Origin of the sequence: Streptomyces colwelliae (genome assembly GCF_048158785.1) — a bacterium.
GTDB lineage: Bacteria > Actinomycetota > Actinomycetes > Streptomycetales > Streptomycetaceae > Streptomyces.
This window is the reverse complement of sequence record NZ_JBLTJC010000109.1, coordinates 1-14,403: the sequence shown is the minus strand read 5'-3', so window position 1 is coordinate 14,403 and position 14,403 is coordinate 1. Positions and strand designations below refer to the sequence as shown.

The window sequence follows — 14,403 nt, the reverse complement described above, 5'->3', positions numbered from 1 at the left end:
AGGCGGCCGACGGGTGCCCCTGTGAACCTTGGGAGATGGCCCCATGACCCAGCAGTCAGTGGAACCCAGGACCGCCGCCGAAGACGCGGGTGAAGGAACCCGCGTCCCGGCCGGCCGGTCCTGGCTCGACCGGTACTTCCACATATCCCGGCGGGGATCGACCGTCGCGCGCGAGGTGCGCGGCGGTGTCACCACCTTCATGGCGATGGCATACATCCTGCTGCTCAACCCCCTGATCCTGTCCGGCAAGGACGTCGCGGGGGACACGCTCGGCCAGAAAGGCCTGATCACCGCAACCGCGTTCGCGGCGGCCTTCACCACCCTCCTGATGGGCTTCGTCGGCAAGGTGCCCCTGGCCCTCGCCGCCGGACTCTCCGTCTCCGGCGTGCTCTCCTCGCAGGTCGCCCCGCAGATGACCTGGCCGCAGGCGATGGGCATGTGCGTGATGTACGGCGTGGTCATCATGCTGCTCGTCGTCACCGGCCTGCGCGAGATGATCATGAACGCGATCCCGCTCGCGCTGAAACACGGCATCACGATGGGCATCGGCCTGTTCATCGCGCTCATCGGCTTCTACAAGTCCGGCTTCGTGCACCAGGGCAAGGCGACCCCGCTCACCCTCGGCCCGGCGGGTGAACTCGCGGGCTGGCCCGTCCTGTTGTTCGCCGGCACGCTGCTTCTGATCTTCATGCTCCAGGCTCGCAACATGCCCGGCGCGATCCTCATCGGCATCATCACCGGCACGGTCGTCGCCGCGGTCCTGAACGCCGCCGGGGTCATCGACCCCAAGCAGTGGGCGAGCGGCGCGGCCCCCGAACTGCACGGCAGCGCGGTCTCGATGCCAGACTTCTCGCTCTTCGGCCATGTGGAGTTCGGGGGTTGGGGCAAGGTCGGCGCGATGACGGTCGGCATGATCGTGTTCACGCTCGTCCTGGCCGGCTTCTTCGACGCGATGGCCACCATCATCGGCGTCGGCACCGAGGCCCAACTAGCCGACGCCAAGGGCCGGATGCCGGGTCTGTCGAAGGCGTTGTTCATCGACGGCGCCGGCGGCGCGATCGGCGGCGTGGCGGGCGGCTCCGGCCAGACCGTCTTCATCGAGTCGGCGACGGGGGTCGGGGAAGGCGCGCGCACGGGCCTCGCCTCGGTGGTCACCGGCCTGTTCTTCGCGGCCTGTCTCTTCTTCACCCCGCTCACCGCGATCGTCCCGCAAGAGGTCGCGTCCGCCGCCCTGGTGGTCATCGGCTCGATGATGCTGATGAACGCCCGGCATGTGGACTGGGCCGACCGGGCCACGGCAATCCCTGTCTTCCTGACGGTAGTTGTGATGCCGTTCACGTACAGCATCACCGCGGGCGTCTCCGCGGGAGTCATCTCGTACGTCGCCATCAAGGCCGCCCAGGGCAAGGCGCGGGAGATCGGCGCCTTCATGTGGGGGCTGACGGTCATCTTCCTCGTGTACTTCGCGCTCAACCCGGTCGAGAGCTGGGCGGGCGTGCACTAGCCCGCATCAACTACCCTTCCCCGCAACCCCGTTAGGAGACCGAGATGCTGGACATCGCCGAAGAGCTGCACCGGTGGGTCGAGCAGGGCCGCGACTTCGCCGTCGCCACCGTGGTGGCCGTCGGCGGCAGCGCACCCCGCCAGCCCGGCGCCGCCCTCGCGGTGGACACCGACGGCACGGCGATCGGCTCGGTCTCCGGGGGCTGTGTGGAAGGCGCGGTCTACGAACTGTGCCAACAGGCGCTGGCGGACGGCGAAACCGTCCTGGAACGCTTCGGCTACAGCGACGAGGACGCCTTCGCCGTCGGCCTGACCTGCGGCGGAGTCATCGACATCCTCGTCACACCGGTACGGGCCGGCGACCCCGCCCGCCCGGTGATCACCACCGCCCTCTCGACCGCGATGAGCGGCGGGGCGGCGGCCCTGGCCCGGATCGTCTCCGGCCCAACTCCCTTGCGGGGCCGCGCGATCGTCGTCCACCCCGACGGCTCCTACGACGGCGGGTTCGGCGCCCACCCCGAACTGGACCGCACGGTAGCCGCCGAGGCCGGCGCCTACCTGGACGCGGGCCGCACCGGCACGGTGGAGATCGGCGAGCAGGGCTCCCGCTGCGGGGCCCCGCTCACGGTCCTGGTCGAGTCCTCGGTGCCGCCGCCCAGGATGATCGTGTTCGGCGCGATCGACTTCGCCTCCGCACTGGTCCGCGTCGGCAAGTTCCTGAACTACCACGTGACGGTGTGCGACGCCCGCCCCGTCTTCGCCACCCGGCCCCGCTTCCCCGACGCCGACGAGATCGTCGTCGAGTGGCCCCACAAGTACCTCGACCGCACGGACGTCGACGCGCGCACCGTCCTGTGCGTCCTCACCCACGACGCCAAGTTCGACGTGCCCCTCCTCCAGCTCGCGCTCCGCCTCCCGGTGGCGTACGTCGGCGCGATGGGCTCCCGCCGCACCCACCTTGACCGCAACGATCGCCTGCGCGAAGTCGGCGTCACGGAACTGGAGTTGGCCCGCCTGCGATCCCCGATCGGCCTCGACCTCGGCGCTCGTACGCCCGAGGAGACGGCCCTGTCGATCGCCGCGGAGATCGTCGCGAACAGGCGTGGCGGCAGCGGGATTTCACTCACCGGGGCGCACACGCCGATCCATCACGAGGCGACGGCGGCGAAGGTGGGCAGGATTGGGTCGGTGGCCTGAGTGGCTCAGGAGAGTAGGACGGGCAGAGCGAGCTTGGCGTCGCGGATCGCGGTGAGCAGATCGTCCAGGGCGTTCACGAAGCTCCCGAGCGCCAGATCCCCTGGCGTCTGCTGGAACAATCCCATCAGCTGGATCTTCTTCGGGAGTACGAGGAAGGTGCCCACGTTGGCAGCTTGGTCCGCCACTCTGCGCAGCGCGGCGTGAACCCGGTCGAGGGCCCTGTGCGTCTGATCGGCTGCAGGAAGGGGCGCTGTCATCGTCAGTGCTCCCAGGGTCGTCCTGAAAGCAAGGGCCTCTATCCTGACGTAATCCGTTAGATGCAACTTGACATCGAGGATTCGCGCGCCGGCCAGCTGCTCCAGGGCAGGCGCGAACGTCTCCCACATCTTCGTGAGGATGGCATGGGCAGGGTTGTCGGCGGCCGGTGTGGGGCTGGGCGCGGACAGGGGAGCGATTGTGCCGTCGCGCTTTGATGTCGCGGAGGGGCTTCCGGTCTCCTGGGCCCACCTCAGGCTCAACGGTTGGGCCTCCATGGGTCGATCGACCTTCAGCTCCTCCAGATACGCCCACCCCGCGTGCGCCGCCAGGCAGTAGAACCACCACCGGTCACGATCGGAGTACCGCTCGCGTGCGGTGAACATCAGTGCGCAGGCCAGGAGCGCCAGGTACCACTGACGGCGCCAGCCGGTCTGGATCCCGCGGGCTGCACCCCAGTCGAAGGCGGCCTGGCGTACTGCGATCACGGTGTCCGCCAGACCTTGCGGGACCAACGGTCCGTCGCAGCCGGAGCGGCTCAGCAGACCGGTGACGAGCTGGCCGCGTGCCTCGTCCCCGAGATGCGGCAGGAACCTAGCTACCAGACACAGCAACAGATGCGCGGGGTCCCGGACCAGCGGCGCCCTGTCGTGAAACCGCGACAGATCGATGAGGGTGAACTCGTCGGGCTTCGCCTCGTCCTCAGGCGGCACCATGATGTTCCCCGGATGCAGGTCCCCGTGCGCACGGCCGTGCATTAGAAATCCGGCCTCGAACTGACCCAGTGGGCAATCCTCGTTCAGCACAAGGGGGTTGGGGAGCGGCGCGGGATGGTCCGGCAGCGAGATCCAGGGCAAGATCTCCGCCTGCGGGCCGAGCCGGTCGTCGGCCCAGACCCGCAGCGGGGCGTCGGAGCCGAGGCGTGTGCCCAGGAGCTGTACGACGAAGTCCGCCGCCGACCTGCTGTCGTCCTTCGGATCGTCCGGATTCCAGTCGCCGAGTACCGCCGTGACGATCGATCGCGCGATGTGGGGCAGCCGCGGCGAGAGCCCGAGATCGGCGAGCGTCACTGTCTCGTCCCCTGCGGGACGCTGGAACATCACCCACGCGTGGCCCAACAGTTGGGGTGGGTATGCCTCGTCGACCAGATGTCGGGTGATGAAATCCGCGTTGCGCTCGGTCCGTGAGAGCAACGCCGCCTTGTGCTGCCGAGGCTCCTCGGCCGCCTCGGGAGACGCAGCTAGCAGTTTGACGATCACTCGGCCGCCCCGCTGGTCGGGGTCCACTTCCCGGACATACCCCGAGACGAGCCTCCCGCCGCTCCCGCCCGAGTCGAGTGGGGTGACCGCGCTGAGTTCCTTGTGGGTCTGCCGCAGCCAGGCGGCGAGCGCAGTGTCGACAACCACGTCATCGAACACGACCGGTGCCGAGTCCGCTGAATCGACGGGACCGTTGGAAGAAGAACGGTGCATGGCCTCAGTATGAAGGGGCGCGGCCACGCCCGGATCACCCTTGCCGGGACCGTGCGTCGCGCAGGACCAGGGGGATCACCATGTCACGCCGTAACGGACGCGGGCGTACTCGCGGCATACGCGCGCTTTCCGGCACGATCGACGCCGCCGTACTGCGCACCGCGATCACGATGAACGAAGCCGGGGCGTCCGAACTCCGCTACGAGGGTCTGCACATCACTGGCGCCCTCGACCTCGGCCGGTGCCGCCTGGACGTGCCGCTTGCCCTGATCGACTGCGTTTTCGACGACCCCGTGGACCTCACCCGGCTTGTCGCCCTCGACGTGGACCTGTCCGACTCGACCATGCCCGCTCTGCACGCCGACCGTCTGACTCTGGACGGTGAACTGCGCCTGTTCCGCGCCCGGGTGGGAGACGGCAGCGACACACCGCAACCGCTGCTCCAACCGACGGACAGCGAGGGCAGGCGGTCACCGCGCCGACTGCAGGAGGGAACCGTCACGGGTGCCGTGCAGCTCGCGGACGCGCGGATCGGCGGCAACCTCGTCCTCGATCAGCTCTCCCTGGCCCATGTCGGCGCCTGGTCCCTGTTGGCCCCGCGCCTGGTCGTCGAGGGATCGGTACACGCGCGGGAACTGAGGAGCACGGGAGCGCTGTATCTGCGGGACGGGCGCGTCACCTACGCCGTGAACCTGCACGCCGCCGAAGTGGGCGGCATCGACGCCACCGGACTGGTGTGCAGCGGCGGCTGGTATGCGGACTGGGGATTCCGCAGCACCGGACAAATACTCCTGCGCGCGGCCGAGGTCGGGGCCATCGTGACGTTCCACGACAGCGTCCTGGCCGGGCCGGGCGGCTCGCTCCTGCTCAGCAGGCTGCGCGCGCCGCGTCTGCGTGTGGACCTTCGGGAGGCGCCGTCCGGGGACGTGGTGCTTCGGGACGCGACGGTCGACGTCCTGGTGGACTCGGCCGAGACCTGGCCGACACCGGGCCGACTGCATCTGGAGGGCTTCTCCTACAAGCGTCTCGAAACAGCCGGTCCTGTCGAAGTCGGAGCCCGCATTGGCTGGTTGACCCGGGACATCCACGCAGGTTCCGGCACCTTCGAGCAACTGGCGAAGTCGTACGACGCCATCGGCGACCAACGCGCGGCGCGTACCGTACGGCATGCTGGCGAACGTCATCTGCGTCGGCAGGACCGCATCTCGGGCCGAGTCTGGGGTGCCCTGCAGGATGTGCTCTTCGGCTACGGATACGCACCCCGCCGGGCCCTGGCGTGGTTGCTGTCCCTCGTCGCGGCGGGTTCCCTGTGGTTCGCGCACCATCATCCGCATTCAGTGTCCGGTACCTCGGGGCGTGTCTGGGATCCCGTCCTCTATAGCCTCGACCTGCTTGTCCCGGTCGCGAGCCTCGGCTACCGCGGGGCCTGGGACCCGGTGGGCGTGGACAAGGCCGTAGCCCTCTTCCTGACCGTGTCCGGTTGGGTCCTGGCGACGGCGGTGATCGCGGGTGCCCGCCGGGTCCTGGGCCGGAACTGACGGACCGGCGCAGGCCACCGGACCCGTCGACAGCGGGGCACGCTGTCTCTCCCGGCGGTACGCTCGACGTGAGGCGCTGCCGAACGAGGCCCCCGTGACTGAAGCTGCGTCAAAATGCTTTCACTGTCCTGGCGTTGAGCATCAAGACGTTGAGGTAGTCCATGGCACATGACGAATACTGGGTGGCCATCATGTTCGACGGTGGTCTGCGAGGCGGCGGCTTTCTGTTGACCAGGGATTTCGCTCTGACCACGACATGCTGTCTGCCCGGTGCACAGGTTGGCGACTCCGTCGAACTGCGCACCTCGGACGGCCGACCACTCCAAGGAAGTGTTCGCGACGTGGCCGAGGATCTGGGGCTGACGCTTCTCTCCTTGTACCCCGGTGACGGAGATGACTACGCCACCCCCTTGGCCGACCATGCCACCAAGGGGGACGTCTGGCACGCCCCCTACCGGCCTGGTCCCGCAAGCGCGCTGCTGGGCGGCACTGTCGGCGACGTCTCGATGGACCGGCAGGTCGGCGACGGACATGCCGTCTCGGTCCTGGAACTGGCCAGCGAGCAGGAACCGTGCGCGTATGAAACCTACGCTGGAGGTCCGGTCGAGCGCGTCGGGGAAGGCACCGCTCCCAAGCTCGTGGGCATCCTTCTGGAGCCCGAGACCGCCGGACGTCTGGGCGCGGGCGGCGACAACCCCCTGTCGGCCGCCACGATCCACAGCGTGTTCAGGGTGTTCGAGGACCTCTCAGCGTTCGCCCTGATGAGCCTGCTCCTCGACGGCGCGCCGAGGAGACCCCGGCGTCCCGCGATCGCCCGGGTGGACGAGGAGTTCGACCTGTCCGAGCACCAACTGCGCAGGCTGAGGCAGCTGGAGACCCAGGGTCTCGTCGACCCGCAGATACTGCGGCCATACCAGGTCAGAGTACTGAACGACCTCTTCGACGCGCTGCAAGAGGAGGGCGATCGGTGATCGACTCATTCGACGAGGCCGTCACGTGCGCCGAGGAGGCGCTCAGCGACCCGGGAGGCCTACGCTTCACCCATCTGCCCGGCCTGGTCCGGTTCGTCGACATGGTGACCGTCAGCGACCTACGACCGCACGGGGCAGCCGAGTTCGAGTCGGCGGTACGGCTGGGACGCGAACTGCTGTACCTGGGGCTGAGGGACGAGGCACGACAAGTGTTCCACTTGCTGGCGGACACCTGCCTGGACAAGCTGGAGTTACCGGAGACGGTGCGGAGCGCGCGCCTCGTCGCGGCGCTCGGAGCCTCCCTCGGACGGCTCGACAAAGCCCGCGAAGTCCTCTGGGCCGTGCGCGAGGCAGAGACGCCGAACCCTTACGATCGGGCCGCCGTCCTGGCCAATCTGGCCGCAGTCGAGCTGGCCCGTAACGACGTGAGTGCTGCGGGCGACTACGCACGGCGGGCGCGTACGGTCGTGGACCTCTGTGCTCCCCAGGAGCAGCTCGTACTGCGGGAGTTGCTCGCCACCATCGAAGTCCATCTGAGCAGAGAACCCGGCGCCGCACTGCACAGTCGCAGGGTCGCGTACGACGAACTGTCGGCCTCCACGTGGGCATTGCTCGAAGATGGCGACGAGGACAGCCCGCAAGCTTTTCTCGCGGTCGTCACGGTTGCGATGGCCCGCGTCGAGTCTGCGGTGGAGGACGGCGACGCACCGTCCCTGGACAAGGCAGTTGTGGCGCTGGAGGTGGCCGGCCAGCGACTCGCGGCGCTACTGGGCGCCGACCATCCGAGCGCTCTGGGCGTCCAAGCCGACCTCGCAGCGGCCCAGCTCGAACTCGCCCGCTTCGTACGGTCGTCCGCGCGACTGCTGAGGGCCGTCGGCGCTTTGGAGTCGGTGACCGAACGGCTCGCCTTCCGGCTGGGGCGCACCCACCCGCGCACGGTGGTGGCCCTCGCCAACCTCGTCATCGCCCAGGTGGAGTCGGTGCGCGCGGTGACCCGGCTGGTCGCGTCCCTTGCCGCCCGCCCGAGGCTCGCGCTCGGCGAGGGGGAACAGGGCACGGGCGGGGACCTCTTGCTTCTGACGCGCAGAGAGACACCTGGAGACTGGGCGACGGCGGCCAGAACTATGAGCCGTTGGAACCGCCGGTGGAGCCGAGTCCAGTAGCAATCGCGCCGTTTGTAGACCTCACGCGCATCATGAGTCCCAACCTGGGCCATACGCCGTCGTAGACGCGGACGCCATCGCTCCCGACCGGTCCGGTCGTACGGAGAAGGCCGTGTCGCCCGCCACCGCCACGATGGCGTCCTTGACGAGCAGGATGTACGGCGCGGTGTCGGCCGTGGAGTCGCCGGGGTTCTGGAGGGCCGAGGTGCGCCGGCGCACCTCGCCGGTGTCGGCGTTCAGGGCCAGCAGACGGCCGAACCGGTTCGAGAAGTAGAGGGTGTCGGACTTCGCGGAGAGTACCGGCGCCGACAGGTTCTCGATGTCCGTCTCCCGCTGCCACAGGCGCTTGCCGTCGGCCGCGCGGACGGCGGTGACCGTGCCGTCGGGGCGGACGAAGTGGACGACGCCCTCGACGAGGAAGGGTGTGCCGCGCGTGGCGGCCGGCAGCGGGACCCGCCGGCCCCCGCCGGCAGGGTCCACCTCTTCCAGGGTGGTGTACGGCTGGTCCTCGCCGCTCCCGAAGGAGCCCTCCGCCAACTTCGGTACCGCGAACGTCAACCGCCCGCCGACCACGCCCAACGGGTCGGCACCCGTGGGCAGTTGGGCGATCTCCTTCGACGTGCCGTCCACCGGGTTCAGGTGCAGCAGGCCGACTCCGCCCTTGGCGGGATCGTCCGTCGGAGTGCACAGGCCGTACGGCGTGCCGCCCAGTACGGCCGCGGTGCAGGCGTCCCCGGCCGACGACTCGGCGGGCGCGGTCCACAGCTCGCGGCCCTTCTCGTCGTAGGCGACGAACTTCGTGGCGTTCTCGTCCATCGCGAGGATTCCGCCGTCGAACAGGACGGCGTTCCGGTCCTCGCTGACCGGGTGTTCCCACAGCCGGCCGCCGGTCTTCGCGTCCAGGGCCACCAGGCGCCGCGCGATGTAGGTCTGGGACGAGTCCGGCTTGACGTAGGTGTAGACGCGGCCGTCCCGGACGCCGATGGGGCGTGAGGTCTCCGGGCTGGTGCCCGACCGCCAGTCGATCTTCCCGGAGGCGGCGTCGAGCGCGGTGACCGTGAACCCGGTACCGGCGCAGTACACGGCGCTGCCGCCGCCCGCCACGCAGCCGGACTCGCCGTAGTCGAGGGGGTTGCCGGTCTTGGCGGTGAGAAGGCTCGCCCGCCACGGCTTCCAGCCGGTGGGCAGGGACACGGCGGCGGGGGACGCCGAGGACGTGGACGCGGCGGGCGTGCCCGAGTCCGTGTCGCGGTCCGACATCCAGTGCAGGGTCGTCAGGCTGAGCCCGATGACGGCGAGCGAGGCGGCGAGGGCGATGACGACGCGTCGGGCGCGGCGCGGGCGCCCTCCGCCGTCCGGAACGGTCGGGATGTCCGGGCGGGAGCGTGCCGGGCTCGAAAAGTCCGGGGCGGTGGAGTCGGACAGGGTGAGCAACAGGCGGTGGAGCTCGTCGAGTCGGGGTCGCCTGGTCGCGTCCTTGTCGAGGCAGCGCTCGGCGATGCTCCGCAGCGGCTCGGGTGCTCCGTCCAACCGGGGCTGCTCGTACATCACTTGATAACCCGTCAGGTACGGACTGGCGCCGTCGAAGGGGCGGTTGCCGGTGGCCGCGTACACGAGCAGGGAGCCGAGGGAGAAAACGTCGGAGGCGGCGGTGACGTCCCGGGGTGCGGCGAACTGTTCCGGGGACATGAAGGGCGGGGTGCCGATCAACCGACCGGTGACGGTCAGGGCCTGGTTGTCGGCGGCGCGGGAGATGCCGAAGTCGATGACGCGGGGCCCGTCCTCGGCGAGCAGGACGTTGCTCGGCTTCAAGTCCCGGTGTACGACGCCCGCTTGGTGGATGTCCCGCAGCGCCTCGACCAGCCCCAACGTCAGCGTGCGCAGCGCCTGCCCGGCCAACGGGCCGTCCTTCTCGACGACTTCGGCCAGGGTGCGGCCGGGCACGTAGAGCGTGGCCATCCAGGGGACTTCGGCGTCGGGGTCGGCGTCCACGACGGGCGCGGTGAACGCTCCGCTCACCCGGCGGACGGCTGCGATCTCCTGCCGGAAGCGGGCCCGGAACTCCTCGTCCAGCGCGTACTGCGCGTGCACGATCTTGACCGCGACCTGCCGTCCCGAGGCCGACCGCCCGAGATACACCACGCCCATCCCGCCGCTGCCGAGCCGGTCGAGCAGCGTGTAGCCGCCTATGGTCTCCGCGTCCCCAGGGCGAAGCGACATCCGCCGGTCACCTTTCCTGATTCCCGTGCCCGCAAGGGCCGTTCAGGTCCATCACACTAGAGCGTCGGTGACTGCCATCGGACATCGAGACCCGGCCGGCGGGAAATGGGTTGCGGGCCCAGGGTGCCCCCGTCTTCCATGGCCCCATGGTGTCCACCGACCGACTGCTCGCCTTCGCGGCCCTGTCCTTCCTGCTGATCATCGTCCCCGGCCCCAGCGTGCTGTTCGTGATCGGGCGGGCGCTGGCCCACGGCCGCCGGGCCGCGCTGACCACCGTGGTGGGCAACACGCTCGGCGCCTACCTGCTCGTCGTGGCCGTCGCGCTCGGCGTCGGTTCGCTGGTGGAGCGCTCGGTGCTCGTCTTCACGGCGCTGAAGCTCGCCGGCGCCGCCTATCTCATGTACCTCGGGGTGAAGGCGTGGCGTCAACGAGGCTCGCTGCGGGCCGCGTTCGCCGGGGAGGAGTCGGCCCCGCGCGGCAGTCTGCGCACCCTGTGGGAGGGGTTCGCCGTCGGGGTGGCCAACCCCAAGACGATCGTGTTCTTCGCCGCCGTACTGCCCCAGTTCGTGGACCGCGAACAGGGCCACGTCACCAACCAGATGCTGCTGCTCGGCCTCGTCTTCAACCTCATCGCCGTGGCCTCGGACAGCGTGTGGGGACTGGTCGCCGCCACCGCACGCGACTGGTTCGCGCGCTCACCGCGCCGACTGTCCGCGGTGGGTGGCATCGGCGGCCTCACGATGATCGGCCTGGGCGTGACGGTCGCGGCGACCGGCCGCAAGGATTGACTCCGCAAGGACTGAATCCGTAAGGGCTCCGCAAGGACTGAGAGCGCTGAACGGCCGCAAGAAATAAGGATGTTGAGCGGCCGGAAGAAGCAAGAACGCTGAGCGGCCGGAAGAAGCAAGGACGTTGAGCGGGCGCAAGGACCGGGTCCGCTACGGCCGTCTCAACAGCCCGTTCACCGCCCGCCCGAACATCGACCGCGCCGCCCACCGCAGCGGCCCGTCGAAGAGCCGCGGCAGGAAGCGGACCGCCAACTCCTCCTGCCAGATCACGCGGCTACGGCCCCCCGGCCCCGGCCGCACCTCGATCTCCGCCCAGCCGGTGACGACCCGCCCGCGCTTCTCCAGCCGGACCAGGCCGGGCTCGTCGTCCATCGGCGGGCGCCACACGGTGACCTCCATCCGGTCGTCGAAGCCGAGCGGGCCGAGCCCGGAGCGGGCCACGAAGACCGTGCCCTTTCGGGTCGGCGGGGGAGTGACCACGGTGACCCGGGTCAGCGGGACCACATCGGCGTGGCGTGGCCACTCCGTCAACCGGCGCCACGCCTCCTCGAGGGGAAGCGGAGCTGTGCGTTCGAGACGGAAGTTGACCATGTATGGATCGTAGAGAACGCTTCTTGATCGGCGGCGCTTTCATCGGCGGCTCACACCCATGGCCTAGCGGTTCACAGGTACGAAGACGTACACCGGACGGCCGCCCCGAGTTTCCCCGCGTCCCGGCCGGAGCGGCCGCCTCCCCCCTACGCTTTGTCCCATGGGCGGGCATCCCGCCTGCCCGCAGGGGGAGTTGGTCGTCATGCCACTGAAGGCCTACGGCGTACTGATCACGCGCGCGGTGGACACGAGGCGCGAGGGCGCCGCCGGGACACCGCACTACCAGATCCATCTCACGGACGACTCGGGCACACATTTCCGGGCCGCCGTGAACGTCCTGTCAGCGGAGCGGCCCTCCGAGCTGCTCTACCTCGTCAGCGAGGACTTCCAACACCCGGTCACGGCCCGCCTGGAGGGCCTCCCGAGCGGCTGGAACACCCTGCTGCCCGGCCCCGGCGGCCCGAACCTCGACTTCGTGCGCGGCAACCTCTTCGACCCGGCGCAGCTGCGCACCCTCCCGCCGGACGCGAGCGGTCCCGACAACGACCTCGCCGACCTCCTCGACCACTACGTACGTCGCGCGGTGGACGACCCGGACGCCCGGCTGTACGTCTTCGGCGAGCGCTTCGGCCCCGAACCGACCGTCAAGGACAAGGTGTTCGGCTTCCTGCCGGGCAACGGCGTCCACGACATCCACATGAACCAGGGCAACAGCCGCCGCTTCAGCGGCGACGACGGGGTCTGGCAGGACGGCGGCCTCCTCATCCACTTCCCGGCACAGTCGCGCTGGGTCGGCATCTTCCTCGCCTTCCAGAGCCAGTCCTGGCACACCGACGACACCACCGGCCACACCCTGGAGGACACCGACGGCTCGCGCCCCGACCCCGGCAGCCAGCCCGTACGCGTCGTCGCGGCTCTGGTCAACCCGCGCGGCCCGGCACCCGAGCCGGAGAGCGTCACGCTCCTCAACGCCTCGCCCGATCCCCTCGATCCGACCGGCTGGCGCGTCCGCGACCGGCTCGGCCACTCCTGCGCGGTACCGCCCGGCCCCCTCGCCGCGGGCGCCACCCTGCTCGTCCCGCTCACCGACGGCGTCCAACTCGGCAACCAGGGCGGCGAGATCACCCTCCTCGACGCGAACGGCCTCAAGGTGCACGGCGTTTCGTACACCGCCGACCAGGCCGCACGGGAGGGCTGGACGGTGGTGTTCTGACCAACTGGGCCGCCCTGCCCGGAAGTTCCCTACCGCACCCGCGCACCCGTACGGCACGATGAGCGCGACCCGCACCGCATCACGCCAACGGTCGGAGGGCGTCCCGTGGACCGCCAACTGCACGCCAGGCTCGACGACTTGCAGCGCGACCCGTACCCGGCCTACACCCGGGCACGGCAGACCGAGGGCCTCACCCACCTCGCCGAACTCGACGCCTGGCTCGTGGCCCGGGACGCCGACGTACGCGAAGTCCTGCGCCGCCCCGAGGACTTCTCCTCAGCGATGGCCCTACGGCCCGACGTGTTGCCGGCGCCCGCCGCGCTCGCCGTCCTCGGCGGCGGGTTCGGCGGGCGGCCCGTCGTCGTCACCGCGGACGGCGCGCAGCACCAGCAGCTGCGCGCACCCGTCGTCCGCGGCCTCTCACCGGCCCGCGTCACGGCCGTCCTGCCCTACGCCGCCGAGCGCGCCGCCGCCCTCGTCGACACGTTCGCCAAGGACGGGCACGTCGAGTTGATGTCGGCGTACGCCAGGCGGCTGCCCGGCGAGGTCGTCGGCAGGATCGTCGGCCTCGCCCCCGCCGACGTGCCCGGGGCCGTCCACGGGGGCCATCGCGCCGAGGAGTTGCTCTTCCGCCCGCTGGAGGAGGACGAGCAGATCGCCGCCGCCAACGACGTCGTCGCGATGCAGCACACCCTCGACCGGTACGTGCGGGAGCGGCACGCACAGCCCCGCGAAGACCTCTGTACGGAACTGATCGCCTCGGTGACCGAGGAGGGGGACGGCGGCGACCTGACCCTGGAGCACAGGCACCAACTCGTCGCCCACCTCCAGAACTTGCTCATCGCCGGTCATCTCACCACCACCGCGCTCATCGGCACGACCGTCCTGCATCTCCTCCGGCACCGGGACCAGTGGGAGCTGCTCTGCGCCGAGCCCGAGCGCATCCCCGCCGCGATCGAGGAGGCGGCCCGCTACGACACCGCGCTTCAGGGCTTCCGCAGGGTCACCACCCGGCCGCTCGTCCTCGCCGGCACCGAACTACCCGCCGGAGCAGCGCTGTTCGTCGCCTTCGGCGCGGCCAACCGTGACGAGAGACGTCATGCGCGCGCCGGCACGTTCGACATCACCCGCACCCCGAGCCGCCACCTCGCCTTCGGCTTCGGTGTGCACAGCTGCCCCGGCTCCCAACTCGCCCGCGAACAACTCCGCCTCACCCTGGAGGAGTTGACCAGCCGCCTCCCCGGCCTACGGCTGGCGCAGGACCGTCCGGTCACCATGCGGCCGACGATGATCCACCGCTCCCCGTACGCCCTGCACCTCAACTGGTGAACCATGAAAACCCGGTGAGCCTGGAGGACCCGGTGGCTCCTCGCGGGCGCGGGGCCGTCGGTCAGGCTCGACACGGCCGCCCGGCTCGGTGCGTTCGCGGTCGGCACGGAGGGCGACTGGGAGGGCCTCCCGCGCCGCGCCGAACTCGCTCTGCTGGACCACC

Annotated in this window: 11 protein-coding genes; 8 read left to right on the top strand and 3 right to left on the bottom strand. The window is 70.1% G+C overall.

The window, feature by feature from the left end; all coding sequences use genetic code 11:
* The first annotated feature begins 43 nt into the window (after positions 1-43).
* Together ACNFOC_RS23085 and ACNFOC_RS23080 are read left to right on the top strand one after the other, a co-directional pair.
* Positions 44-1,504, top strand: a complete 1,461-nt coding sequence (locus tag ACNFOC_RS23085) for an NCS2 family permease (RefSeq protein ID WP_416961004.1) — start codon at positions 44-46, stop codon at positions 1,502-1,504.
* A gap of 44 nt (positions 1,505-1,548) precedes the next feature.
* Positions 1,549-2,700: an XdhC family protein gene (locus ACNFOC_RS23080; protein ID WP_416961003.1), complete on the top strand. Its 1,152-nt coding sequence runs from the start codon at positions 1,549-1,551 to the stop codon at positions 2,698-2,700.
* Between the two features lie 5 nt (positions 2,701-2,705).
* Here the strand turns inward: ACNFOC_RS23080 and ACNFOC_RS23075 are convergent, their stop codons facing one another.
* The gene (locus ACNFOC_RS23075; RefSeq protein ID WP_416961002.1) at positions 2,706-4,427 is read right to left on the bottom strand and encodes a hypothetical protein; all 1,722 of its coding nucleotides are present in this window, start codon (positions 4,425-4,427) and stop codon (positions 2,706-2,708) included.
* A gap of 80 nt (positions 4,428-4,507) precedes the next feature.
* Between ACNFOC_RS23075 and ACNFOC_RS23070 the strand changes: the two genes are divergently transcribed.
* The 3 genes from ACNFOC_RS23070 (at position 4,508) to ACNFOC_RS23060 (ending at position 8,099) form a co-directional block, all read left to right on the top strand.
* Positions 4,508-5,965, top strand: coding sequence for a hypothetical protein (locus ACNFOC_RS23070; RefSeq protein ID WP_416961001.1), 1,458 nt, complete (start codon positions 4,508-4,510; stop codon positions 5,963-5,965).
* Between the two features lie 341 nt (positions 5,966-6,306).
* Positions 6,307-6,936: a hypothetical protein gene (locus ACNFOC_RS23065; protein ID WP_416961000.1), complete on the top strand. Its 630-nt coding sequence runs from the start codon at positions 6,307-6,309 to the stop codon at positions 6,934-6,936.
* The gene (locus tag ACNFOC_RS23060) at positions 6,933-8,099 is read left to right on the top strand and encodes a hypothetical protein (RefSeq protein ID WP_416960999.1); all 1,167 of its coding nucleotides are present in this window, start codon (positions 6,933-6,935) and stop codon (positions 8,097-8,099) included. The genes ACNFOC_RS23065 and ACNFOC_RS23060 overlap by 4 nt, the downstream gene beginning before the upstream one ends.
* A 30-nt stretch (positions 8,100-8,129) precedes the next feature.
* Here the strand turns inward: ACNFOC_RS23060 and ACNFOC_RS23055 are convergent, their stop codons facing one another.
* Complete coding sequence (locus ACNFOC_RS23055) at positions 8,130-10,319, bottom strand: serine/threonine-protein kinase (RefSeq protein ID WP_416960998.1); 2,190 nt, start codon at positions 10,317-10,319, stop codon at positions 8,130-8,132.
* 146 nt (positions 10,320-10,465) lie between these two features.
* Between ACNFOC_RS23055 and ACNFOC_RS23050 the strand changes: the two genes are divergently transcribed.
* The gene (locus ACNFOC_RS23050; protein ID WP_416960997.1) at positions 10,466-11,107 is read left to right on the top strand and encodes a LysE family translocator; all 642 of its coding nucleotides are present in this window, start codon (positions 10,466-10,468) and stop codon (positions 11,105-11,107) included.
* A 150-nt stretch (positions 11,108-11,257) separates the two neighbouring features.
* On the opposite strand, the gene ACNFOC_RS23045 is transcribed toward ACNFOC_RS23050, so the two are convergent.
* A complete protein-coding gene (locus ACNFOC_RS23045) occupies positions 11,258-11,698 on the bottom strand; it encodes an SRPBCC family protein (RefSeq protein WP_416960996.1) in 441 nt (146 codons plus the stop codon).
* Between the two features lie 202 nt (positions 11,699-11,900).
* On the opposite strand from ACNFOC_RS23045, the gene ACNFOC_RS23040 reads away from it, so the two are divergent.
* Together ACNFOC_RS23040 and ACNFOC_RS23035 are read left to right on the top strand one after the other, a co-directional pair.
* A complete protein-coding gene (locus ACNFOC_RS23040; protein ID WP_416961016.1) occupies positions 11,901-12,911 on the top strand; it encodes a DUF2278 family protein in 1,011 nt (336 codons plus the stop codon).
* A 105-nt stretch (positions 12,912-13,016) separates the two neighbouring features.
* Positions 13,017-14,240, top strand: a complete 1,224-nt coding sequence (locus ACNFOC_RS23035; protein WP_416960995.1) for a cytochrome P450 — start codon at positions 13,017-13,019, stop codon at positions 14,238-14,240.
* Positions 14,241-14,403 lie beyond the last annotated feature (163 nt).